21 protein-coding genes are annotated in these 20569 nt (G+C 69.1%); 10 read left to right on the plus strand and 11 right to left on the minus strand.

The window, feature by feature from the left end; all coding sequences use genetic code 11:
* Positions 1 to 86: 86 nt before the first annotated feature.
* The gene (locus ACSHWB_RS47145; protein WP_360034849.1) at positions 87 to 644 is read left to right on the plus strand and encodes a YceI family protein; all 558 of its coding nucleotides are present in this window, start codon (positions 87 to 89) and stop codon (positions 642 to 644) included.
* Here the strand turns inward: ACSHWB_RS47145 and ACSHWB_RS47150 are convergent.
* A complete protein-coding gene (locus tag ACSHWB_RS47150; RefSeq protein ID WP_439659871.1) occupies positions 631 to 1434 on the minus strand; it encodes a universal stress protein in 804 nt (267 codons plus the stop codon). The two genes, ACSHWB_RS47145 and ACSHWB_RS47150, sit on opposite strands and share 14 nt — an antisense overlap.
* Before the next feature lie 84 nt (positions 1435 to 1518).
* Between ACSHWB_RS47150 and ACSHWB_RS47155 the strand changes: the two genes are divergently transcribed.
* Positions 1519 to 2166 carry a response regulator transcription factor gene (locus ACSHWB_RS47155; RefSeq protein WP_439659872.1) on the plus strand — a complete coding sequence of 216 codons (648 nt, stop codon included), beginning with the start codon at positions 1519 to 1521 and terminating at the stop codon, positions 2164 to 2166.
* Here ACSHWB_RS47155 and ACSHWB_RS47160 read toward each other — a convergent pair.
* A complete protein-coding gene (locus ACSHWB_RS47160) occupies positions 2163 to 3728 on the minus strand; it encodes a GAF domain-containing protein (protein ID WP_439664797.1) in 1566 nt (521 codons plus the stop codon). The two genes, ACSHWB_RS47155 and ACSHWB_RS47160, sit on opposite strands and share 4 nt — an antisense overlap.
* A 228-nt stretch (positions 3729 to 3956) precedes the next feature.
* Here ACSHWB_RS47160 and ACSHWB_RS47165 point away from each other — a divergent pair, with 228 nt between their 5' ends.
* Complete coding sequence (locus tag ACSHWB_RS47165; protein WP_439659873.1) at positions 3957 to 4607, plus strand: hypothetical protein; 651 nt, start codon at positions 3957 to 3959, stop codon at positions 4605 to 4607.
* Between the two features lie 21 nt (positions 4608 to 4628).
* Here ACSHWB_RS47165 and ACSHWB_RS47170 read toward each other — a convergent pair whose 3' ends face one another.
* The 3 genes from ACSHWB_RS47170 to ACSHWB_RS47180 form a co-directional block, all read right to left on the minus strand.
* On the minus strand, positions 4629 to 5297 hold the full coding sequence (locus ACSHWB_RS47170) for a family 16 glycoside hydrolase (protein ID WP_439659874.1): 669 nt from the start codon (positions 5295 to 5297) through the stop codon (positions 4629 to 4631).
* Between the two features lie 130 nt (positions 5298 to 5427).
* Entirely contained in the window at positions 5428 to 6585 is a 1158-nt protein-coding gene (locus ACSHWB_RS47175; RefSeq protein WP_439659875.1) for a hypothetical protein, read from the minus strand.
* An 81-nt stretch (positions 6586 to 6666) separates the two neighbouring features.
* Positions 6667 to 7230, minus strand: a complete 564-nt coding sequence (locus tag ACSHWB_RS47180) for a CGNR zinc finger domain-containing protein (protein ID WP_439659876.1) — start codon at positions 7228 to 7230, stop codon at positions 6667 to 6669.
* Positions 7231 to 7327: 97 nt separating this feature from the next.
* Between ACSHWB_RS47180 and ACSHWB_RS47185 the strand changes: the two genes are divergently transcribed.
* Both ACSHWB_RS47185 and ACSHWB_RS47190 read left to right on the plus strand, forming a co-directional pair.
* Positions 7328 to 7762 (plus strand): nuclear transport factor 2 family protein, encoded by a 435-nt coding sequence (locus ACSHWB_RS47185; RefSeq protein ID WP_439659877.1) that lies wholly within the window; start codon positions 7328 to 7330, stop codon positions 7760 to 7762.
* Positions 7759 to 8448 (plus strand): MOSC domain-containing protein, encoded by a 690-nt coding sequence (locus tag ACSHWB_RS47190; protein WP_439659878.1) that lies wholly within the window; start codon positions 7759 to 7761, stop codon positions 8446 to 8448. The genes ACSHWB_RS47185 and ACSHWB_RS47190 overlap by 4 nt, the downstream gene beginning before the upstream one ends.
* Positions 8449 to 8612: 164 nt before the next feature.
* Here ACSHWB_RS47190 and icmF read toward each other — a convergent pair whose 3' ends face one another.
* Complete coding sequence (gene icmF / locus ACSHWB_RS47195) at positions 8613 to 11819, minus strand: fused isobutyryl-CoA mutase/GTPase IcmF (RefSeq protein ID WP_439659879.1); 3207 nt, start codon at positions 11817 to 11819, stop codon at positions 8613 to 8615.
* Positions 11820 to 11956: 137 nt separating this feature from the next.
* Here icmF and ACSHWB_RS47200 point away from each other — a divergent pair, with 137 nt between their 5' ends.
* Positions 11957 to 12298: an iron chaperone gene (locus ACSHWB_RS47200; protein ID WP_439659880.1), complete on the plus strand. Its 342-nt coding sequence runs from the start codon at positions 11957 to 11959 to the stop codon at positions 12296 to 12298.
* On the opposite strand, the gene ACSHWB_RS47205 is transcribed toward ACSHWB_RS47200, so the two are convergent.
* On the minus strand, positions 12295 to 13551 hold the full coding sequence (locus ACSHWB_RS47205; RefSeq protein WP_439659881.1) for a LuxR C-terminal-related transcriptional regulator: 1257 nt from the start codon (positions 13549 to 13551) through the stop codon (positions 12295 to 12297). The two genes, ACSHWB_RS47200 and ACSHWB_RS47205, sit on opposite strands and share 4 nt — an antisense overlap.
* 139 nt (positions 13552 to 13690) lie before the next feature.
* On the opposite strand from ACSHWB_RS47205, the gene ACSHWB_RS47210 reads away from it, so the two are divergent.
* Together ACSHWB_RS47210 and ACSHWB_RS47215 are read left to right on the plus strand one after the other, a co-directional pair.
* Positions 13691 to 14590 carry an NADP-dependent oxidoreductase gene (locus ACSHWB_RS47210; protein ID WP_439659882.1) on the plus strand — a complete coding sequence of 300 codons (900 nt, stop codon included), beginning with the start codon at positions 13691 to 13693 and terminating at the stop codon, positions 14588 to 14590.
* Between the two features lie 15 nt (positions 14591 to 14605).
* The gene (locus ACSHWB_RS47215) at positions 14606 to 15454 is read left to right on the plus strand and encodes an NAD-dependent epimerase/dehydratase family protein (RefSeq protein WP_439659883.1); all 849 of its coding nucleotides are present in this window, start codon (positions 14606 to 14608) and stop codon (positions 15452 to 15454) included.
* On the opposite strand, the gene ACSHWB_RS47220 is transcribed toward ACSHWB_RS47215, so the two are convergent.
* Entirely contained in the window at positions 15360 to 16253 is an 894-nt protein-coding gene (locus ACSHWB_RS47220) for a polyprenyl synthetase family protein (RefSeq protein ID WP_439659884.1), read from the minus strand. The genes ACSHWB_RS47215 and ACSHWB_RS47220 overlap by 95 nt on opposite strands.
* A 178-nt stretch (positions 16254 to 16431) precedes the next feature.
* Here ACSHWB_RS47220 and ACSHWB_RS47225 point away from each other — a divergent pair, with 178 nt between their 5' ends.
* Positions 16432 to 17397 (plus strand): aldo/keto reductase, encoded by a 966-nt coding sequence (locus tag ACSHWB_RS47225; RefSeq protein ID WP_439659885.1) that lies wholly within the window; start codon positions 16432 to 16434, stop codon positions 17395 to 17397.
* 30 nt (positions 17398 to 17427) lie between these two features.
* The gene (locus ACSHWB_RS47230; RefSeq protein WP_089916545.1) at positions 17428 to 17826 is read left to right on the plus strand and encodes a TOBE domain-containing protein; all 399 of its coding nucleotides are present in this window, start codon (positions 17428 to 17430) and stop codon (positions 17824 to 17826) included.
* A gap of 5 nt (positions 17827 to 17831) precedes the next feature.
* Here ACSHWB_RS47230 and ACSHWB_RS47235 read toward each other — a convergent pair whose 3' ends face one another.
* From ACSHWB_RS47235 to ACSHWB_RS47245, 3 genes are read right to left on the minus strand one after another with little or no spacing between them, the layout of a single operon-like run.
* The gene (locus ACSHWB_RS47235) at positions 17832 to 19022 is read right to left on the minus strand and encodes an acyl-CoA dehydrogenase family protein (protein ID WP_439659886.1); all 1191 of its coding nucleotides are present in this window, start codon (positions 19020 to 19022) and stop codon (positions 17832 to 17834) included.
* Complete coding sequence (locus tag ACSHWB_RS47240; RefSeq protein WP_439659887.1) at positions 19022 to 19852, minus strand: 3-hydroxyacyl-CoA dehydrogenase NAD-binding domain-containing protein; 831 nt, start codon at positions 19850 to 19852, stop codon at positions 19022 to 19024. The genes ACSHWB_RS47235 and ACSHWB_RS47240 overlap by 1 nt, the downstream gene beginning before the upstream one ends.
* The gene (locus tag ACSHWB_RS47245; RefSeq protein WP_439659888.1) at positions 19849 to 20568 is read right to left on the minus strand and encodes an acetoacetate decarboxylase; all 720 of its coding nucleotides are present in this window, start codon (positions 20566 to 20568) and stop codon (positions 19849 to 19851) included. Before ACSHWB_RS47245 ends, ACSHWB_RS47240 begins: the two co-directional genes overlap by 4 nt.
* Position 20569: the final 1 nt, after the last annotated feature.

Below are 20569 nucleotides of genomic sequence, written 5' to 3' on the forward strand. Positions count from 1 at the left end.
CATACGGGAATAGTTGACACATCATCCACGTTCCGGCAGGGTGAGTGACACTTCAACCAAATCGAGCAACCGAAGGACTTGACACCATGACCACCGCCACCAACCTCTCCGAACTGACCGGCGACTACGTCATCGACGGCTCGCACTCCCGCATCGGCTTCGTCGCACGCCACGCGATGGTCACCAAGGTTCGTGGTGCGTTCAACGAGTTCGACGGCAAGATCTCCATCGACGGTGACAAGCCCGAGAACACCACCGCCGCGGTGACCCTCAAGGTCGCGAGCATCGACACCCGCAACGCGCAGCGCGACGGTCACCTGACCACCAACGACTTCCTCGACGTCGAGACCCACCCGGAGATCACGTTCGTCTCGACCTCCGCGAAGCAGATCGACGACGACAACTTCGAGATCACCGGTGACCTGACCATCAAGGGCATCACCAAGAGCATCACGATCCCGTTCGCCTTCGAGGGCGTGGCCATCGACCCGTACGGCCAGACCCGCGTGGGCTTCGAGGGCTCGCACACGATCAACCGCAAGGACTACGGCGTGACCTGGAACGCCGCGCTCGAGACCGGCGGTGTGCTGGTCAGCGAGAAGGTCGTCCTCGAGTTCGAGATCTCGGCCGTCAAGCAGGCCTGACGACGGCCACCGGGCACGGGGCGTGGTAGATCAGGGCCTGCGAGGTAGACCCGAGCAGCATCCCGGCGAATCCGCCACGCCCCCGAGACCCGACGACGAGCAGCCCGGCCCGTTGCCCCAGCTCGATCAGCAACGGGATCGGCCGCTCCCCCACCACCATCTGTTCCACCGCGACGTCCGGGTACTTCTCCAGCCACCCGGACATTCGCGTGTTCAGCAACGACGACTGCTCGTCGACGTGCGCCATCGCCGCCACCAGCGGCACCCCGGACGCCGCCGCCTCCTCGAACCCGAAGCCGATGGCCGGGTCCGAACCGGGCGAGAGGTCGACACCCACCACCACGGGTCCCTCCTGGCGGTTGCCGCGCACCACCACTATTGGGCACTCACCGTGCTGTGACAGCGCCACGGCCGTTGAGCCGACCAACGCGCCGGTGAAACCGCCCAGTCCGTGCGATCCCACCACCACTTCTCGTGCGCGTGCAGACTCCGCGAGCAACACGGGTGTGGGGTGTTCCATGCGCAAGTCGTGCTCCACGGGCACATCAGGAGCTTCCGCCCGTGCGACGGCAACGGCCTGAGAAAGCCACATCCGCCCTTGGTCGTACATGGCCGAGCGCAGGTCACGCGCCGAAGAGATGACCTCCGGGTACCCGCGCGTCGGCAACGAGTAGGCGTGCACCAGCCGCAACGGCGCGCCGTGCAGCACGCAGGCCCGGGCGGCCCACGCCACCGCCGCGAGCGCGGACGAGGAACCGTCGACACCGACCACCACGGGGAGACTGCTCATGATCCCAAAGTAGGCCCGATCGTCGTAGTGAGCCGCGTGCCGTTGGTCCCCTCGTGTCAGGGTCTTTGGGCTACCGTGACCCTCATGGCGACGCGTGTGTTCCTCGTCGACGACCATGAGATCGTCCGCCGCGGCATTGCGGACCTGCTCGGCGAGGAGTCCGACCTGGAAGTGGTCGGTGACGCCGCGTCGGTCACGGAGGCCCTGGCCAAGGTGCCGGGTGCCCAGGCCGACGTGGCGGTCCTCGACATCAGGCTGCCCGACGGCAACGGCATCGAGCTGTGCCGCGAGCTGCGCAGCCGCATCCCGGGCCTGCAGTGCCTGATGCTGACGAGCTTCGCGGACGACGAGGCGCTCTTCGACGCGATCATGGCGGGCGCGTCCGGTTTCGTGCTGAAGCAGATCCTCGGCGCCGACCTGGTCAACGCCGTCCGCACGGTGGCGGCCGGACAGTCCCTTCTGGACGCCCGCACGACCTCCGCGCTGCTCAACCGGATCCGCCGCGAGCGCGAGGAGGGCGACCCGCTGCGCATGCTCAGCGAGCAGGAGCGCACGGTGCTCGACCTGATCGGCGAGGGCCTGACGAACCGGCAGATCGCCGAGCGCATGTTCCTCGCCGAGAAGACGGTCAAGAACTACGTCTCGCACCTGCTGGCGAAGCTCGGCATGCAGCGCCGCACCCAGGCCGCGGTGTTCGCCTCGCAGTTCCGCAAGGACGGCGACAAGCGCTAGCCGAGCGGGACGCGCCAGATCACGCAGGCACCGCCGCCGTCCGGCACCTGGACCTCCAGCGACCCGCCGAACATCGACGCGCGGTGAGCCAGGTTGCGGAGACCGCTGCGTGCCGCGTCCGCCGGGACGCCGATCCCGTTGTCCTGCACGGTGATCACGACGTCCTCGCCGGCGTCGATGAGCACCGTCAGCTCGGTGGCGGACGCGTGCCGGACGCAGTTCGTGACGGCCTCGCGCACCACGGCCTCGACGTGTTCGGCGAGCTCGGGCGGCACCGAGTTGTCGACGGTGCCGGACATGCGGATGGACGGCTTGAGGTGCGTGGCCTCAGTCAGGCCGGCGACGAGGTCCAGCAGCCTGCGCCGCAACGAGGTGTTGTCGCTCGAGTGCAGGTCGAAGATGGACGTGCGGATCTCGCGGACGGTCTCGTCGAGCTGCTCCACCGCCGTGCGCAGGCGGGCGGCCACCTCGGGTTCGGTGATGCGGCGCAGGGTGGCCTGCAGCGTCAGGCCGGTGACGAACAGCCGCTGGATCACGTGGTCGTGCAGGTCGCGGGCGATCCGGTCGCGGTCCTCCAGCACGTCCAGCAGACGCTGCGAGCGTTGCTGCTCGGCGAACTCCAGTGCGACGGCCGCCTGGTCGGCGAACGACGCCAGCATCGGCACCTGGTCCGGCAGGAAGCGCGTCTCGCCGCCGTGCCGCAGCACGACCAGGGCGCCCGTCACGCCCATCTCCGACCGCAGCGGCACGGCCAGCGCCGGGCCGAACGCCGAGCCCAGGTCGTCCACCAGCAGCGGCACGCCGGAGCGGATCACCTCGTCGACCCCGTAGTCGGCTGCGTTGAAGTCGTCGATCTTCACGCCCGCGCTCGCGGCCACCGACAGCGGCATGTGCAGGCCGTCCCCGAGGACGACCAGGGCCGAGTCGGCGCCGGCCAGTTCGACGGTGCGCTGGGTGATCAGGCGCAGCGCGTACTCGCCGGACGCGCCGCCGAGCAGTTCGGAGTTGACCTCGCCGATCGCCTCCAGCCAGCGCTCGCGCATGCGCGAGCGCTCGAACAGGCGGGCGTTCTCGATCGCGATGCCGGCGGCCGCGGCCAGGGCCAGGAGCACGGCCTCGTCGTCGGCGGTGAACTCGGCGGCACCGATCTTCTCGGTCATGTAGAGGTTGCCGAACACCTCGTCGCGCACGCGCACGGGCACGCCGAGGAAGCTGTGCATCGGCGGGTGGTTGGGCGGGAAGCCGACCGACATCTCGTGCCTGCTGAGGTCCCGCAGGCGCAGCGGTGTCGGGTCCTTGATGAGCAGCCCGAGCAGGCCCTTGCCCTCCGGCAGGTGCCCCATCGACGCGCGGGTCGCCTCGTCGACACCGACGTGGTGGAACCCCAACAGGTCGTCACGCGTGCCGAGCACGCCCAGCGCGCCGTAACGGGCGCCGACCAGGTCCACGGCGGCCTGCACGATCCGCAGCAACGTCGACTCGAGTTCCAGACCCGACGCGACGGCGAGCACGGCGCCGAGCAGTTCCTGCATGTGGTCACGCGTGGTGACGATCTCGTCCATGCGGTCACGCACCTCGTCGAGCAGCTCGTCGAGGTCACGGCGACCAGGCACGTCAGGCACGACGACTAGATTCGCACATTTTCCGGCAGTTCACGGGCAGGGCCTGCCCGGACGTCTCCTCCAGGGCACCTCGGCGGCGGTTGTCGTGAACGAGACACTGAAACAGGCCCTACCAAGTGAGGACCTTCGACCGTGGCCGATCACCCTCCCCGGTCGGACAGTGTGCACATGACGATCGCTGTGCCCGGCTCACTCGGACTCGCGAGTGAGGACGTGCGCGGCGTCCTCGCCCTCGCGCTCGCCTCCCTCTCCGGCGTGCAGTACGAGGTGCGGCCCGAGCAGATCGAGCTGCACACCTCCACCCCGCACAGCAGGGAGACGCGTCTGGCCTGCGGGACCGCCCTGCTCAACGTCCGGCTGGCCCTGCAGGGACACGGCATCCGTCCACTCGTGACGCTGCTGCCGGGCCCGAGCGCGCACGACGCGGCGGCGGCCATCAGGCTCGGCGGGTACCAGGAGCCCAGCCCGGACGTGCGCGCGTTGCTGCACGCCCTGCGCACGAACCGTCGCACTTGGACGGTGTTCCCCGAGCTCGCCTCGTGGCGCGGGTCGCTGTCGCGTGCGGCCGAGGTGGAACGGGCCTGGCTGCACGTGCAGAGCGGCACCGAGCTGGTCCTGTGCACGTTCAACCAGGGTGCGGCGGCGGAGATCCGCGCGGGGCAGGCGATGCAGCGGGTGATCCTGACCGCGAGGACCCTCGGGTTCGACGTCTCCCCGGCACACGACGCGATGAGCCTGTCCGCGTTGCGCGCGGACCTGCGCGCCCGCCTCGGCAACACGCTGGTACCCCAGATGGTCCTGCGGCTGGGCGCGCAGTAGCCACGCCCAGCCGCACCACGGTCAGGTCGTGAGGAACTTCGACGGGTCGGCCACGGGCGACTCGACGACGAGGTCCTTGTACTCGTCCTCGATGCCCTTGTTGTGGATCTGGATCGCCAGCGGCGCCTCGCGGCCGGCGGGTTCCTTCCTGTCCTCGAACCTCAGGACCTCCTGCGCCTTGCACTTCACCGCGCCGTCGGGCAGCGGGCAGCACGCCATCCGCGCGATGCCGGTGTCACCGTCGGCGAGGATCTCGCACTGCGCCCACTTCTTCACGTCCCAGCTCGGGTGCGGGTACCTGGTGAAGAGCTTGCCCCCGCCGTTGTTGTGGCCGGGCCGGTAGTCCCACGCGCCGCCGTTGGGCGGCTGGAACTGGATGGCGCCCAGGCCGTTCAGCGCGGGCGTCGCGATCTTGCCCCAGATCAGCACGGTCGGCTTGTGGTCACCGGAGACCTGGCGCAGCTTGAAGATCCAGCGGAAGCTCTTGTACTGCTGCTTGTCGTAGTAGATCCAGCCGCGTGAGGCGTTCTTCTGGCTGTGGATCGCGCCGTTCTTGACGACGAACGCGTCCTTGGCGTGCATGGTCCAGCCGTCGAGGGTCCTGCCGTCGAAAACTGGTACCAGCACGGGATCCGCGGCCTGCGCCGGTGTCGTGCCGGCCACCAGTGCCGGCACGAACGCAGCGACCATCCACAATGGATGACGAAACATTGGCTACCGTCCTCGGCTCCGAGGGATTTCGGCAGCGACGGTGACCTCACCGTAGAACCGGGTCATCGGAGGAGTCAACGGAAACGCGTGTTTCTGAAAACGGACACCGCTACCGGACCAGCACCGCCTTCCACAGCAGCCGCGCCAGCTCCGGGTGGCAGATGTCGTTGTGCGCGCCCGCGATCCCGTCGATGCGGCGGATCACCGACGTGCAGTCGACGTTGTGCACCTGCCCGCGCTGGAGCTCACCGGGAGATCCGATGTTGTGGCCGTGCGCGTACGTGCCCTGCACGCCGTGCGAGCCGAGGCCGCCGTACTTCGGGTACTCGTCCAGGTCGACCTGACGGCCCGAACGCGCGGCCAGCGGGTAGAAGCGGCCGATGGCGTAGTCGTTCGACGACGTGGTGACGATGATCGGGCCGGGCACGCGGCCGAGCACACCGCGGAAGTACCCGGAGCCGGGTTCGCCCGGCAGCCGTTCCGCGAACGACCACAGCGACATCGCGCCCTGCACCAGGGTCAGCGTCGCGGCGGGCACCACGTTCGCCATCGCCGTGGCGCTGATGCAGCCGAAGCTGTGGCCCATCAGGTGCACGCGGGCGTTCGGGGCGGCCTGGGCCACCTCGCGGGCGATCCTGGCCGCGCCGCTCTCGCCGAAGACCTTGGCGCGGCGCTTCATCTTCCAGAACGTCAGGATCCGCAACGGCGAGAGGATCCCGCCCAGCGCCGGGTCCTCCAGGCACGCCCGGTAGAGCTGCTCGGCGTCGAACGCCATCCCGTCCTCGCCCGGCAGGTCGGGGACCGAGCTCTCCAGGTAGTCGTAGGCCTGCTTGACCGTGGCCGACATCCGGCACGGATGTTGCCTGGCGGCCTCGACGATCGTGCGGACCGCGGCCGTGCGACCGGCGCCTCCGCCGAGGCGCTGGGCCTGTGCCTTGATGAACTCGTCCGAACGCACGTCCTCGTCGCCCCACGCCTTCGACGGCCAGTGCAGGCCGACGAGCAGGGACTTGAAACCGCCGGGAAGCCGGTGTGCCGCTTCACGTTCGGCCCGGCAGTCGGCCATCGTCGCGACCCACCGCCCGTACTGCTCACGGGCGGCCGGCACGTCGCCGTTCCACCCGTGGATGAAGAAGAAGACGTCGGTGACGCCTCGGCGGGCGTCGTACAGCACGTCCGCGCTGTCGCGTCCCCGCTCGTTGCCTGTCTCGTCGAAGCAGACGAGGTGATAGCTGATGTCGTGACCTGGCACGGATTCTCGGGACATCGCGGATCACCACCACACAGAACGCGCCCAACTGTTGTCCGTTTAATCGGAACCGTGGCGGCTCATGTTTACCCCCGCTGATCAGGAAAACCCGTTCGGACCAGGGGATTCACCCCGATTGCGCCGGTAGTGGCGTGCCGCGCGGACGCGGTTGCCGCACGACGGCGAGCACCATTCGCGGCGCGGGTGGTCCTTCACGAAGTACAGCACGCAGCCCGGCGCATAACAGGCGCGCAACAGGATCCTGGCCTCGCCGGTGAACAGCTCGACGGCCTCTGCGGCGATCGACGCGCGCTCACGATCCGCGAGTGATCCATCACTTTCGTTGTACCGCAAAAGTTCCCCGTCCCGCACGGTCAGCTGCGGCCACCGCGGCGCACTGCGCGCGGCACGGTTCACCTCCGCCACAGCCCGTTCCAGGTCACGGTTCTGCGCGACCGGACGCGTGTCCGACGTGAGCACACCCGCGAGGTCGCGAAGCGCCTCCCGCAACGCGCGGAACGCCGTCAGATCGGCCTCGTCCGCCGGCACACCCAGGAACTCGCGAAGCCCACCGACAGTCGTCAGGTCGTCGTGCACCTGCGACCGATTGGCCCACACGGTGTTCATCAGCAGGACCGGCCGGGGTTCGTCGGGCGTCAGCACGTCTAACGGTAACACAGGCTTGCATCCATTAGGTTCTCGTTCTAACGTTTGCAGCGCCGACCAAACGTTGGGTCGATCAACCGTTGGAAGGACAGCCGTGACACTCGTGCCCCCGTTCGACGCGGAGACCGCCAGGCTCAAGGTGCAGGCGGCGCAGGACGCCTGGAACACGAAGGACCCGCGGCGCGTCGCCGGCGCCTACACATCGGACTCGGTGTGGCGCAACAGGTCCGAGTTCGTCCACGGCACCGACGAGATCGTCGCGTTCCTGACGAAGAAGTGGGAGCGCGAGCACGAGTACGTGCTGCGCAAGTCGCTGTGGGCGTTCGGCGACAACCGCATCGCCGTGCGCTTCCAGTACGAGTGGCACGACGACGAGGGCCAGTGGTGGCGCAGCTACGGCAACGAGAACTGGGAGTTCGCCGAGTCCGGCCTGATGTCGCGGCGCGAGGCGAGCATCAACGACGTGAGGATCGCCGAAGCCGACCGCCGCATCGACCCGAACTCCACCTACGAGATCCCGCAGGAGTGAGAAACGTGCACGTCAAGGCGTTGTGGCGCTACCCGGTGAAGTCACTGGGCGGCGAGTCGCTGGACCAGGCCACGTTCACCTCGGACGGCGTGGAGGGCGACCGGCTGGTGCACGTGCAGGGACCGCGCGGTGTGCTGACCGGACGCACCCGGTACGGCCTGCTCACGATCCCCGCCTCCACCGGCCAGGACGGCCCGCTGGTCGACGGGCACCCGTGGGACAGCTGGCAGGCCCACGAGAAGGTGCTGCCGTTCGGCGGCAGGCTGACCCACTACACCGGACCTGAGCGCTTCGACGTGCTGAACGTCCTGGTGGCCACGGACGGCCAGGTGGAGGCGGCGGGCGTCGACGTGCGGCGGCTGCGGCCCAACATCCTGATCGGCGGGGTCGAGGCCGGCGAGGAGGACGGCTGGCCGGGGCACGCGCTGGTGGTCGGTGACGTGGTGATCGGCATGTACCAGAAGCGGGCCCGGTGCGTGGTCACGACGATCGACCCCGACACCGGCGCGCAGGACCTCGACGTGCACCGGCGGATCCGGCACGAGTTCGGCGGGGTGCTGTGCCTGGACAGCTGGGTGATCCGGCCGGGTGTGGTCAGCGTCGGTGACGCGGTGGAGCTGGTGCCGACCGACGAGCTCCCCGACCGCATCGGCGGGTGGATCGTCGGCCGGCCCTACGCCGTCTGAGCACCTGATCGGAAGTCCTGCCCGAAACGACAGTCCCCCTCCAGACTTGAGCGCACCCGACTCAAGTCTGGAACGGTACGCGGGGTCCCCGCGTACTCTCAGAAGGCACGCGGGGGCCCCGCGTGCCTCAGCGGCGGGCCGGGGTGGAACTGGTGGCCAGGTGCTCAGATGTTGCGCCGGTACTGCCCGCCCACCTCGAAGAACGCCTCGGTGATCTGGCCGAGCGTGCACACGCGTGCGGCGTCCATCAGCACGGCGAACACGTTCTCGTTCGTCTGCGCCACCTCACGCAGGCGCGCCAGCGCTTTCTGGGCCTCCTCGCGGTGCGCGGCCTGGTAGGCGCGCGTGCGGTCGACCTGGGACTCCTTCTCCTCCTCGGTGGCGCGGGCGAGCTCGATCTTCACGACCTCGCGCGTGCCGTCCTCGGGCAGGAAGGTGTTGACGCCGATCAACGGCAGCGAGCCGTCGTGCTTGCGCTGTTCGTAGAGCATCGACTCGTCCTGGATGCGGCCGCGCTGGTAGCCGGTCTCCATCGCGCCGAGCACGCCGCCGCGTTCGGAGATGCGGTCGAACTCCATCAGCACGGCCTCTTCGACGAGGTCGGTCAGCTCGTCGATGACGAACGAGCCCTGCAGCGGGTTCTCGTTCGCGGACAGGCCCCACTCCTTGTTGATGATCATCTGGATGGCCATCGCGCGGCGGACGGACGACTCCGTGGGAGTGGTGATCGCCTCGTCGTAAGCGTTGGTGTGCAAGGAGTTGCAGTTGTCGTACAGCGCACACAACGCCTGCAGCGTCGTGCGGATGTCGTTGAAGTCCATCTCCTGCGCGTGCAGCGAACGGCCGGACGTCTGCACGTGGTACTTGAACTTCTGCGAACGCTCCGCGGCGCCGTAGCGGTCGCGCATGGCCACGGCCCAGATCCGCCGTGCCACGCGGCCGATGACGCTGTACTCGGCGTCCATGCCGTTGGAGAAGAAGAAGCTCAGGTTCGGCGCGAAGTCGTCGATGTTCATCCCGCGCGCGAGGTACGACTCGACGTAGGTGAAGCCGTTGGCCAACGTGAAGGCGAGCTGCGAGATGGGGTTCGCCCCGGCCTCGGCGATGTGGTAGCCCGAGATGGACACCGAGTAGAAGTTGCGGACCTGCTGCTGGATGAACCACTCCTGGATGTCCGCCATCATGCGCAGCGAGAACTCCGTGGAGAAGATGCAGGTGTTCTGGCCCTGGTCCTCCTTGAGGATGTCGGCCTGAACGGTGCCGCGGACGTTGGCCAGCGCGTAGGCCCTGACCTTCTCGTACTCCTCCGCGTTCGGCTCACGGCCTTCCGCGTCCTGGAACTTGCCGACCTCCTGGTCGATCACGGTGTTCAGGAAGTACGCGAGGATCGTCGGCGCCGGGCCGTTGATCGTCATCGACACGGACGTCGTCGGCGCCACGAGGTCGAAGCCGTCGTAGAGCGCCTTCATGTCGTCGAGCGACGCGATCGAGACGCCGGAGGTGCCGATCTTGCCGTAGACGTCCGGCGGGGTGTCGGGGTCGCGGCCGTAGAGCGTCACCGAGTCGAACGCGGTCGACAGGCGCGTGGCCGGGTTGCCCTTCGACAGGTACTTGAAGCGGCGGTTGGTGCGGAACGCGTCGCCCTCGCCCGCGAACATGCGGGCCGGGTCCTCGCCCTCGCGCTTGAACGGGAAGACGCCTGCCGTGTACGGGAAGAAGCCCGGCAGGTTCTCCTTGCGCAGGAACCGCAGCAGCGAGCCCTCGTCGTCGTAGCGCGGCAGGCTGACCCGGCGGACCTGGTTGCCGGACAACGTCTCCCGCGTCAGCTTCGTGTGGATCTCCTTGTCCCGCACCTTGAACACGAGCTCGTCGCCGGAGTACTGCTCGACGGTCGCGGGCCACGCCTGGAGCAGGTCCGCCGCATCGCGGTCGACCTTGCGTTCGGCGTCGGAAACCAGCTCCGCGATGTCCTCGACGCCCTTGCCCGCGGCCTCCAACGCCCTCTGCGCGCCGGAGAGCTGCAGGTGCGTGCGGACGGCGGCGACCTGCTCGTCGGTCTTGCGGTGGTAGCCGCGCACGGTGTCCGAGATGTCGGAGAGGTAGCGGGCGCGGGCGGCGGGCACGATCGTGGAGGCGCTCGTGGAGGTCTTGCCGGCGACCACGGCGAGCGAGCCGTCCTCGGCGTGCAGACCGTGTTCCACCAGGCCGTCGCGCAGGAACTGGTAGAGCGCCGTCACCCCGTCGTCGTTGAACGTCGCGGCGGACGTGCCGTAGACCGGCATGTCCTCCCACTTGACGCCGAACGCCTCGCGGTTGCGCACCATCTGCCGTGCGATGTCACGGCGCGCGTCCTCGGCACCGCGGCGTTCGAACTTGTTGATCGCCACGGCGTCCGCGTAGTCGAGCATGTCGATCTTCTCGAGCTGCGACGCGGCACCGAACTCCGGTGTCATCACGTACAGCGAGAAGTCGACGAACGGCACGATGGCCGCGTCACCCTGACCGATACCGGGCGTCTCGACGATGACCAGGTCCGCGCCGGAGGCCTTGCACGCCACGATGGCCTGCTCCAGGCCGTCCGGGATCTCACTGCCCGCACGGCGCGTGGCCAGCGAACGGAAGAACACGCGGTCGCCGTCGAGGCAGTTCATCCGGATGCGGTCGCCCAGCAACGCGCCACCACCACGGCGGCGCGTCGGGTCGACGGCGAGCACGGCGATGCGCAGCTTGTCCTGCTGGTCGAGCCGGAAGCGGCGGACCAGCTCGTCGGTGAGCGACGACTTGCCAGAGCCACCGGTGCCGGTGATGCCGAGGACCGGCACCTTGCGGGTGGTCTCGATGGCCTCGGCCGTGCCGGCCTCGATGTGCGTGATCGCGCGCGCCAGGGCCTCGTCCGCACCCGTCAGCAGCGCGTCGAGGCTGAACGGCGTGGTCAGCGCGTGGTCGCACTCCTCGATCATCAGGTTGATCATGCGCGCGAGGCCGAGCGTCTGCCCGTCCTGCGGCGAGAAGATCCGCGCGACCCCGCGGGAGTGCAGCAGCTCGATCTCCTCGGGGACGATGACGCCGCCACCGCCGCCGTAGACCCTGATGTGCCCGGCGCCGCGCTCGTTGAGCAGCTCGACCAGGTACGAGAAGTACTCGACGTGCCCGCCCTGGTACGCGCTGATGGCGATGCCCTGGGCGTCCTCCTGGATCGCCGCGTCGACGACCTCCGCCACCGACCGGTTGTGGCCGAGGTGGATGACCTCCGCACCCTGCGACTGCAGGATCCTCCGCATGATGTTGATAGCCGCGTCGTGGCCGTCGAACAGGCTGGACGCGGTCACAAAGCGCACCGGGTTCGCCGGCTTGTGCAGAGTGGTCGCCATGAGAATAGTTTGACTTCCTACTATTGGACGTGCAACTGAGCGTGGTCCAGGTCTCTGTATCGAGCAGGAACAGACATGATCGCGCCACCTGCCACAAGTTCGCTCGCACGACACTTCGCCCAGGTAGCGTGCGCGGCATGGCCGATGTGGACGACTACTTCGCCTCGCTCGACGCACCGGCGCGGGCCGCGTTCGAACGGGTCAGGGCGCTCGCGGAGGAGTTGGCGCCGGGTGCCGAGCAGGGCCTGAGCTACGGCCTGGCCGCGCTGCGGCACAAGGGCAAGCCGCTGCTCGGGTTCAAGGCGGCGAAGGACCACCTGGCCGTGTTCCCGTTCAGCCCGGCGGCGGTGGACGTGGTGCGCGAGCGGCTCGCCGGCTACTCGCTTTCCAAGGGCACGATCCGGTTCACGACGGACATGCCATTGCCCGACGACGTGGTGCGCGACCTGGTCCGGCAGCGGCTGGGCGAGATCGGCTAACGGATCGTCGCACCCCATTCGTGGGCCAGCGCGGCCGCCTCGCCGCGGGAGCCGACACCCAGCTTGTCCAGGATCTTCGCCACGTGGAACTTCACCGTCGACTCGCTGATGTGCAGGTCACCGGCGATGTCGCGGTTGCGGCGGCCGCGGGCGAGCTGGCCCAGCACCTCGAGCTCGCGCGCGCCCAGCACCGTCAGCGGGTCCTCGCGCGGGGTCTCCGGCGGCCCGAGCGGCACCTCGATCGTCACGGTCGAGCCCCAGCCCGGCACCGCGTCGACCTCCACCGTGCCGCCGATCGGCCCGAGGCGTTCGGCGACCCGGCGCGTGTCGAGGCTGCCGCACGACAGGGTGCCGGGGCCGTCGTCGCGCACGGTCGCGCGCAGCACCGGCCCCACGATCTTCCAGCCGATGTGGACCCTGCTCACGCCCCGGTGGTCGTCCAGCATCGCGTGCACGGCGGACCGGACGACCGCGCCGGCCGTGGAGGCGATGTCCGTCGGCAGGACGCGGTCCGCGCCTTCTTCTGCGCCGGGGGTGCCGAGGTCCAGGCGCACGTCGCGGCCGCGCAGGACCCGGCGCAGCGACTCGGCGAGCCGTTCGAACGCGTCACCGGCCCGTTCCTCGGTCTGCGCCCGGTCGAGGTCCGCGCGCGCACGCAGTTCGACCAGGGCGGTGACGGCCAGGTCGACCGCACGCGCACGAGCCGGTGCGTCGTCCACTTCGCGGTCACGCAGCACGCCGAGCAGGGCGGTCAACGAGGCTCCGTAGGCGTCACCGAGGTCGGAGATGGCCACGGCGCGGGCCGCCGCCGCTGCACGTGACACGGCGAGAGTGGCGGGCACGGCCTCGTTGCGCAGACCCTCCATGTGCGCGGTGACGACGTCCCACAGCGCGTTGGCAGACGCCAGCACCTCGTCCGGCACGGGGGCGTCGTCGGTGCGCAGGAGCACCAGCAGCGCGCTCGGCGCGGAGAAGGCGCTCACCAGCACCACCACGGGGACCTCGGCACCCGCCAGCACCGCCCGGCCCTGCCAGGCACCGCTGTCCCCCACCAGCGACCGCAGCGCGGCGAGGTCGGCGATCGTGACGGCCGGGCCCGGTGACTCGCCTCGGAACTTGAACGGCGCGAACGAGCAGTTGGACAGTTCGGAGATCGCCTGGTGCGGAATGGCCTCCGCGAACGCCGCGGACAGCTGCGACAACGTCTCGCTCAACGGCGCCTGGATCACCTCGGCGGCTTTCAGCAGGTCCATGGCTTCCAAAGTAGCCCTCCCAGCCGAGTGGCCGACTGACCTTTCGACTAGCCGGAACTAGCCGAAGTGGCGGGGCAGGCCGGCCCGAACGAGGCTAGGGTTGACATGTCAACCAAATGACGGACTCTGGAGCACAGCCATGAAGGCGATCACCTACACCACGTTCGGCGGCCCGGAAGTGCTGAACCTGACCGAGGTCGAGGAGCCGCACGCCGGACCGGGTCAGGTGCGGCTAAAGGTGGTGGCCGCGGCCGTCAACCCGCTGGACCACAAGATCCGCAACGGCTGGATGCCCCCGGAGATGACGCCTCCCTTCCCCGTCGTCCCCGGTCTGGAGGCTGCCGGTGTCGTCGACGAGGTCGGCGAGGGCGTCACCGGGGTCTCGGTGGGCGACGAGGTCCTGGGCTGGGCGAGCGGTGCCTACGCCGAGCACGCCGTGGCCACCGACTTCGCCCCGAAGCCCGCCGGACTCGACTGGGACGTCGCCGCCGCGCTGCCCGTGGCCGTCGAGACCTCGGTCCGCGTGCTCGACCTGCTGAAGGTCGAGGCGGGCGACACCGTGCTCCTGCACGGGGCGTCCGGGGTCGTCGGCGCGGTCGCGGTCCAGCTCGCGGTGGCCCGCGGCGCCACGGTCATCGGCACCGCCTCCCCGCGCAACCACGACTACGTGCGCTCGCTCGGCGCCACGCCGGTCGCCCACGGGGACGGGCTCGCCGACCGCGTGCGCGCCGCCGCACCGAACGGCGTCGACGCCGTGTTCGACGTCGCCGGGGCCGGCGACCTGCCGTTGTCGATCGAGCTGCGCGGCGGCACCGACCGGATCATCACCATCGCCGACCCCGCGGCCGCCGGCCTGGGCGTCACGTTCTCCGGCGGCGGTGGCCCGTTCGGTGCCCGGCTGGCCGAGTACGCCCGCCAGGCCGCCGACGGCGAGCTCACCGTGCGGATCGCGAAGAGCCTGCCGCTGGCCGACGCGGCCGAGGGACAGGACCTGGTCGCGACCGGTCACGCCGACGGCAAGGTCGTGCTGCGCCCGTGAGGTGATGATGGACCCATGACTCAACGTGTAGCGGTGACCGGAGGCAGCGGCAAGCTCGGGCGCGCCGTCGTGGCCGACCTGCTGGAGCACGGCTGGGAGGTCCACAACCTCGACCAGGCCGCTCCCCCGGTTCCCCGAAGCGAGTTCACCCGCGTCGACCTGACCGACTACGGCCAGGTCGTGGAGGCGATCAGCGGGATCGACGACAGGTACGCCGGGCTTGACGCCGTGGTGCACCTGGCGGCGATCCCCGGTCCGGGCGTGGCACCCAACGCGCGCACGTTCCACAACAACGTGACAAGCACGTACAACGTGTTCGCCGCCGCACGGCTGGCGGGCGTGCGCAACGTCGTGTGGGCGTCCAGCGAGACGGTGCTCGGGCTGCCGTTCGACACTCCCCCGCCGTACATCCCGGTCGACGAGGAGTACGCGGGACGCCCGGAGACGTCGTACTCGCTGGGCAAACTGGTGGACGAGACGCTCGCCCAGCAGTTCTGCCGCTGGGAGCCGTCGATGAAGATCATCGGTTTGCGGTTCTCGAACGTCATGGAGCCGCACGACTACGAGCGCTTCCCGTTCGACGCCGACCCGTTCGCGCGCAAGTGGAACCTCTGGTCCTACATCGACGCACGCGACGGTGCGCAGGCCGTGCGCAAGGCGTTGGCCCACGACGCCACAGGGTTCGACGTGTTCATCATCGCGAACGCCGACACGTGCATGACGACGCCGAACGACGAGTTGGTCGCGCAGGCCTATCCCGGCGTGCCGATCAAGCGAGAGTTTGCTCCGCACGAGACTCTGCTGTCGATTGAGAAGGCACGACGGGTGCTGGGGTTCGAGCCGGAGCACACCTGGCGGTCGTGACCGCCCTGGCGAGCCAGGCCAGTTCCTCCGCCGCCCGTGCCAGCGGACGGCACTGCCGCAGGTGGTTGAGAGCGCGGGAGAGCAGCAGTTCGACCTGCTGCTCGCACCACTTCCGCCCGCCGCCGAGGGTGATGCCGCCGGCGTGCGCCGCCACCGCCGGGAGCGTGCGACGGCCGCAGTCCGGTGCCAGCAGGTCGTCCACGTGCTTGCGCGCCAGGCCGATGTCGTCGCCGAACTCCCTGAGGTGACGGGCCTGGCTCGCGCTCGCTCCGGCGGCCAGCGCGCCCAGTTCGCAGGCCGCGGCGGTGATCGAGCTGTGCTTGGCCGCCGCCACCCCCAGGTACTCGGCCATGTCGACGTCGTCGCGCTCGTCCATCTCGATCTCCTGGACGTAACCGTCCACAACGGACATCAGCGCGACGTTGAGGATCATCACCCCCGGCTTGGTGAGCCGCGCGCACGCCAGTGACAGCAGCGCGTCGGCCGCCGAGACGACCCTGTCCGCACCGAACGCCTCCCGCGCACTCCCGCGTGCCATGAGGTCCGCGTGCAGTTGTTCGTGCAGGTGCGCGAACTCCAGCGCGAGGGCGACCAGGGCCACGTCGGTGTCGCCGAACGCCTCGGCGGAGAGCAGCACGAGCGCGGCCGTCGAGAAGTCCTGCCGCGCCAGCCCGAACTCGACCACCTCGCGCGTTTCGTCCGGAAGCTCCTCCAGCGCGGCCCGCAGCAACGGCTCGACCGCGGCACGGGTGCGCGCCAGCACGTCCAGCGGCGGCGCGACCAGGTCGGTGCTCGTCATGCGCTTTCCTCTCAAACCCCGGGAAGGCGACGCTAAACCCGCTGGTCAGGCAAACAGGCCCGATAGCCACTGACGTGTCCAACGAAGGCACGATCCGGCGAGCCGGACTACGTTGATGTTGAACGGGTTGTCATCACCATCACCCGACCGTGATCATCGTTTTCCTGAGGGGCTGACCATGCGCTACACCAAGCTCGCCGGCATGGACGTGTCCGAGATCTGTCTCGGCATGATGAGCTACGGAGATCCGAAACGCGGCACCCACCCGTGGTCGCTGCCAGAGGAGGAGTCCCGGCCGTTCATCAAGGCCGCGCTCGACGCCGGCATCAACTTCTTCGACACCGCGAACGTGTACTCGGCCGGCTCCTCCGAGGAGATCACCGGCAGCGCGTTGCGCGACTTCGCCCGGCGCGAGGAGATCGTGCTGGCCACCAAGGTGCACAACCGGATGCACGACGGCCCCAACGGTTTCGGGCAGTCGCGGAAGTCGATCCTCGCCGAGATCGACAACTCGTTGCGCAGGCTGGGCACGGACTACGTGGACCTGTACCAGATCCACCGCTTCGACGGCACCGTCCCGCTCGAGGAGACGCTGGAGGCGCTGCACGACGTCGTGAAGTCCGGCAAGGCGCGCTACATCGGTGCGTCGTCCATGTACACGTGGCAGTTCGCGAAGGCGTTGTTCACGCAACGGCAGAACGGCTGGACGAGGTTCGTGTCGATGCAGAACCACTACAACCTCCTGTACCGCGAGGAGGAGCGCGAGATGCTGCCGTTCTGCGCGGACCAGGGCATCGCCGTGATCCCGTGGAGCCCGCTGGCCCGCGGCCGCCTGGTCCGCGACTGGGACGCGACGACCTCGCGGACCGAGACCGACGAGTTCGGGTCCACCCTGTACCTGGACTCGGACCGCGCGATCGTGGAGCAGGTCGCGGCCGTCGCCTCGGCCCGCGGTGTGTCGCGGGCGCAGGTCGCGCTGGCCTGGCTGCGGCGCAATCCCGTTGTCACGGCGCCGATCGTCGGCATCACCAAGCCCGCGCAGCTCGACGACGCGGTGGCGGCGCTGGACTTCGAGCTGACCGACGACGAGGTGGAGCAGCTGGAGTCGGGCTACCAGCCGCACCGCATCGCCGGCCACTCCTGACACCGCGAACGCGGATATACACTCCCGTTCGTGCCGAATCTGCGGATCAGCGAGGCCGCCGCGTTGCTCGGTGTCAGCGACGACACCCTGCGCCGGTGGATCGACCAGGGACGCCTTGCGTCCGTCGTGCTCGACAACGGGCGCAAGGGCGTCAGCGGCACTGAGCTCGCCGCGTTCGCCCAGAAGATGACCGAGGTCGCCGAACCCGGTGCGACCGTGGCGGCCTCGGCGCGCAACCGCATGAAGGGCATCGTCACCCGTGTCGTCAAGGACGGGGTGATGGCCCAGGTCGACATGCAGGCCGGGCCCTTCCGCGTCACGTCCCTGATGAGCCGTGAGTCTGCGGACGAGCTCGGCCTGGAGGTCGGCAGCGTCGCGGTGGCCTCGATCAAGTCGACGCACGTGGTCGTCGAGATCCCCGAGGCCTGAGACTTCTAGACGAAGGCGCTCTCGCCGGTGATCGCCTTGCCGACGATCAGCGTGTTCATCTCGCGGGTGCCCTCGAAGGAGTAGATCGCCTCGGCGTCGGCGAAGAAGCGCGCCACGTCGTAGCCGAGCACGATGCCGTTGCCGCCGAAGATCTCCCGCGACCAGGCGACAACCTCGCGCATGCGGGAGGTGACGAACGCCTTCGCGAGCGACGAGTGCTCGTCCTGGAAGATGCCCGCGTCCTGCAGCCTCGCGAGCTGCACGAGCATCCCCCACGACGCGGTGATGTTGCCGAGCGACTGCACCAGCTTGTCCTGCACCATCTGGAAACGTGCGATCGGGCGGCCGAACTGCTCGCGTTCCTTCGAGTACGCGAGGGCGAGCTCGTAGGCGGCGACCATCACGCCGAGCGCCTGCCAGGCGACGCCGCCGCGGGTGGCGCGCAGGATCTCCGCGACGTCGCGGAACGAGTTGATGTTCTGCAGCCGGTTGGCCTCCGGCACGCGGACGTCGGTCAGGGTGATCTCGGCGTTCTCGACGATCCGGAACGCGATCTTGCCCTCGATCTTCTCGGCGACGAAGCCGGGCGTGCCCTTCTCCACGACGAAACCCTTGACCTGGTTGTCGTCGAGGTCGCGGGCCCACACGACCACGTGGTCGGCGAAGGTGGCGTTGCCGATCCACTTCTTGGCGCCGTTCAGCACCCACGCGTCGCCGTCGCGCTTCGCCGTGGTGCGCATGCCGCCCGCGACGTCGGAGCCGCCGAGCGGTTCGGTCATCGCGAACGCGCCGATCTTGTCCATCGCGGCCATCGCCGGCAGCCAGCGGTCACGCTGCTCCTGCGAACCGCCCGCGTAGATCGAGTACATCGCGAGTCCGTTGTGGACGCCGAAGAACGTGGCGACCGACGCGTCCGTGCGGGTCATCTCCATCGCGAGCATGCCGGTGAGCAGGTTGCTGACGGCGGCGGGGTGCTCGCCGTAGCCCTCGTACGACAGCGCGGTGAGGCCGGCGCCGCGGAACTTGCCGATCAGCTCGTGCGGGAACTCGCCCTTGGCCCAGTACTCGTTGACCAGAGGCTTGATCTCGGTGGTCATGAACTCGCGGGCGCCCAGCAGGATCTTGCGCTCCTCGTCGCTCAGCAGCGCCTCGTAGTTGTAGAAGTCGGCGGTCAGCTGGTCTTCCAGGCGGTTCATCAGTTCTCCTCCAATGCCGTGAGCACGGCGAGCTGCTTGCGGTCGCGCGTCTCGGCGAGCGCCGAGTACGTGGAGGAGCCGTAAGCGTCTTCGACGGCCTTGATCAGCCGTTCTGGATCTGGGGACGGGGTGCCGAGTGCCAAGCCCTGCATGGACTTGCCGATGTGCGTGGCGAGGTGCCGGTAGCCGCCGGGGCCACCACCGAGGTGGGCGCCGAGGAACGGTCCGACGGTCGCCCAGCGCAGGCCGAGCGAGTTCGTGACGACGGTGTCCAGGTCTTCCGGTGTGACGACGCCCTGTTCGACCAGGTAGGCGGCTTCGCGGGAGAGCGCGGCCTGCAGGCGGTTGCCGACGAAACCGGGGATCTCCTTGCGTTCCACGACCGGGGTGCGGCCGAGCGAGCGGTAGAACTCCACGGCCTTCGCGATGGACTCCTCGCTCGTCTGCTCCCCCGGCACGACCTCGACCAGCGGGATCACGTGCGGCGGGTTGAACGGGTGCCCGATCAGGACGCGCGAGCCGTCGATGCCCTCGGTGAACGCGCTGGACGGGATCGCGGACGACGAGCTGAGCAACAGTGCGTGCTCAGGGGCCTCCCTGACGAGCTCAGCGAACAGGGCCTTCTTGAACTCCAGGTTCTCCGGACCGTTCTCCTGCACGAAGTCCGCGTCCCGCACGGCTTCCGCGACACTCGACGCGATCTCCACGCCCTTGGGAACGACCAGGTCCGGACGGGGATCCGCGACCCGCACGGTCAGGCCGTGCTCGACGAACAGGCGGGCCCACGAAAGACCGATGACACCTGCACCGATCACTGCGACGGTCGTCATGCTTCCTCCAAGTAGTTGTGAACCGGCTTGGCGGGAGCGAGCGTCAGGTCGGTGATGACGTGGCTGGCGGACACGACCTCCAGCACCGGGAGGTCGGCGAGCGGCGCGAGGACGTGCTGGAACAGCTGCAGGCGCGCGGGACCGGTGTACGCGGCCTTGACCACGACGTCGGTGATCTCCGTGCGCACGAGCTCCTGCACCCGCAACGAACCGTCATAGTCAGGGATGGTCTTCAGCATGAAGGTTGGAACCGTGATCTCCGCCTCAGCCTGACGACGGTCCAGTTCGAACTGCTTGTAGCCCATCGTGGCCGTGGCCACCCTGAGGGTTCCGTAGTCCAGGGTGCCGACCAGCGCGCCGTTGTCGGCGTAGAGCCTCGGCGACCCCATGACCTTCGGGTAGGCGCTGACCTCGCGGCCGGACGCCGTGGCGGCGAAGCTGTCGAGGTACATCGCGTGCAGGTACTCGCCGCGTTCGCCGTCGAAGACGACCGGGATCGCCTGGCCCGCCTCGGTGTACGGGCCGTAGCCGGTGACGTCGTTCATCCTCATGACCTCGAACCGGACGAGCGGCTCGTCGATCTCCAGCGGCGCGGGGACGACGGCCCGCAACGCCTCCGGATCCGTGCGGTAGACGATGTTCAGGTACTCGCGGTCGAAGAACCGGGGCTGCACGGCCGGAAAGGCCGGTGCGCTCAACGGGGTGACTCCCAGCATG

It is taken from the genome of Lentzea sp. HUAS TT2, from assembly GCF_051853195.1.
GTDB lineage: Bacteria > Actinomycetota > Actinomycetes > Mycobacteriales > Pseudonocardiaceae > Lentzea.

Excerpts from the sequence above, each read along its gene's own strand:
- ACSHWB_RS47145 (WP_360034849.1), top strand. The coding sequence starts at position 87 with ATGACCACCGCCACCAACCTCTCCGAACTGACCGGCGACTACGTCATC.
- ACSHWB_RS47150 (WP_439659871.1), bottom strand. The coding sequence starts at position 1,434 with ATGAGCAGTCTCCCCGTGGTGGTCGGTGTCGACGGTTCCTCGTCCGCG.
- ACSHWB_RS47155 (WP_439659872.1), top strand. The coding sequence starts at position 1,519 with ATGGCGACGCGTGTGTTCCTCGTCGACGACCATGAGATCGTCCGCCGC.
- ACSHWB_RS47160 (WP_439664797.1), bottom strand. The coding sequence starts at position 3,728 with ATGGACGAGATCGTCACCACGCGTGACCACATGCAGGAACTGCTCGGC.
- ACSHWB_RS47165 (WP_439659873.1), top strand. The coding sequence starts at position 3,957 with ATGACGATCGCTGTGCCCGGCTCACTCGGACTCGCGAGTGAGGACGTG.
- ACSHWB_RS47170 (WP_439659874.1), bottom strand. The coding sequence starts at position 5,297 with ATGGTCGCTGCGTTCGTGCCGGCACTGGTGGCCGGCACGACACCGGCG.
- ACSHWB_RS47175 (WP_439659875.1), bottom strand. The coding sequence starts at position 6,585 with ATGTCCCGAGAATCCGTGCCAGGTCACGACATCAGCTATCACCTCGTC.
- icmF (WP_439659879.1), bottom strand. The coding sequence starts at position 11,819 with ATGGCGACCACTCTGCACAAGCCGGCGAACCCGGTGCGCTTTGTGACC.
- ACSHWB_RS47200 (WP_439659880.1), top strand. The coding sequence starts at position 11,957 with ATGGCCGATGTGGACGACTACTTCGCCTCGCTCGACGCACCGGCGCGG.
- ACSHWB_RS47205 (WP_439659881.1), bottom strand. The coding sequence starts at position 13,551 with ATGGACCTGCTGAAAGCCGCCGAGGTGATCCAGGCGCCGTTGAGCGAG.
- ACSHWB_RS47210 (WP_439659882.1), top strand. The coding sequence starts at position 13,691 with ATGAAGGCGATCACCTACACCACGTTCGGCGGCCCGGAAGTGCTGAAC.
- ACSHWB_RS47215 (WP_439659883.1), top strand. The coding sequence starts at position 14,606 with ATGACTCAACGTGTAGCGGTGACCGGAGGCAGCGGCAAGCTCGGGCGC.
- ACSHWB_RS47220 (WP_439659884.1), bottom strand. The coding sequence starts at position 16,253 with ATGACGAGCACCGACCTGGTCGCGCCGCCGCTGGACGTGCTGGCGCGC.
- ACSHWB_RS47225 (WP_439659885.1), top strand. The coding sequence starts at position 16,432 with ATGCGCTACACCAAGCTCGCCGGCATGGACGTGTCCGAGATCTGTCTC.
- ACSHWB_RS47235 (WP_439659886.1), bottom strand. The coding sequence starts at position 19,022 with ATGAACCGCCTGGAAGACCAGCTGACCGCCGACTTCTACAACTACGAG.
- ACSHWB_RS47240 (WP_439659887.1), bottom strand. The coding sequence starts at position 19,852 with ATGACGACCGTCGCAGTGATCGGTGCAGGTGTCATCGGTCTTTCGTGG.
- ACSHWB_RS47245 (WP_439659888.1), bottom strand. The coding sequence starts at position 20,568 with ATGCTGGGAGTCACCCCGTTGAGCGCACCGGCCTTTCCGGCCGTGCAG.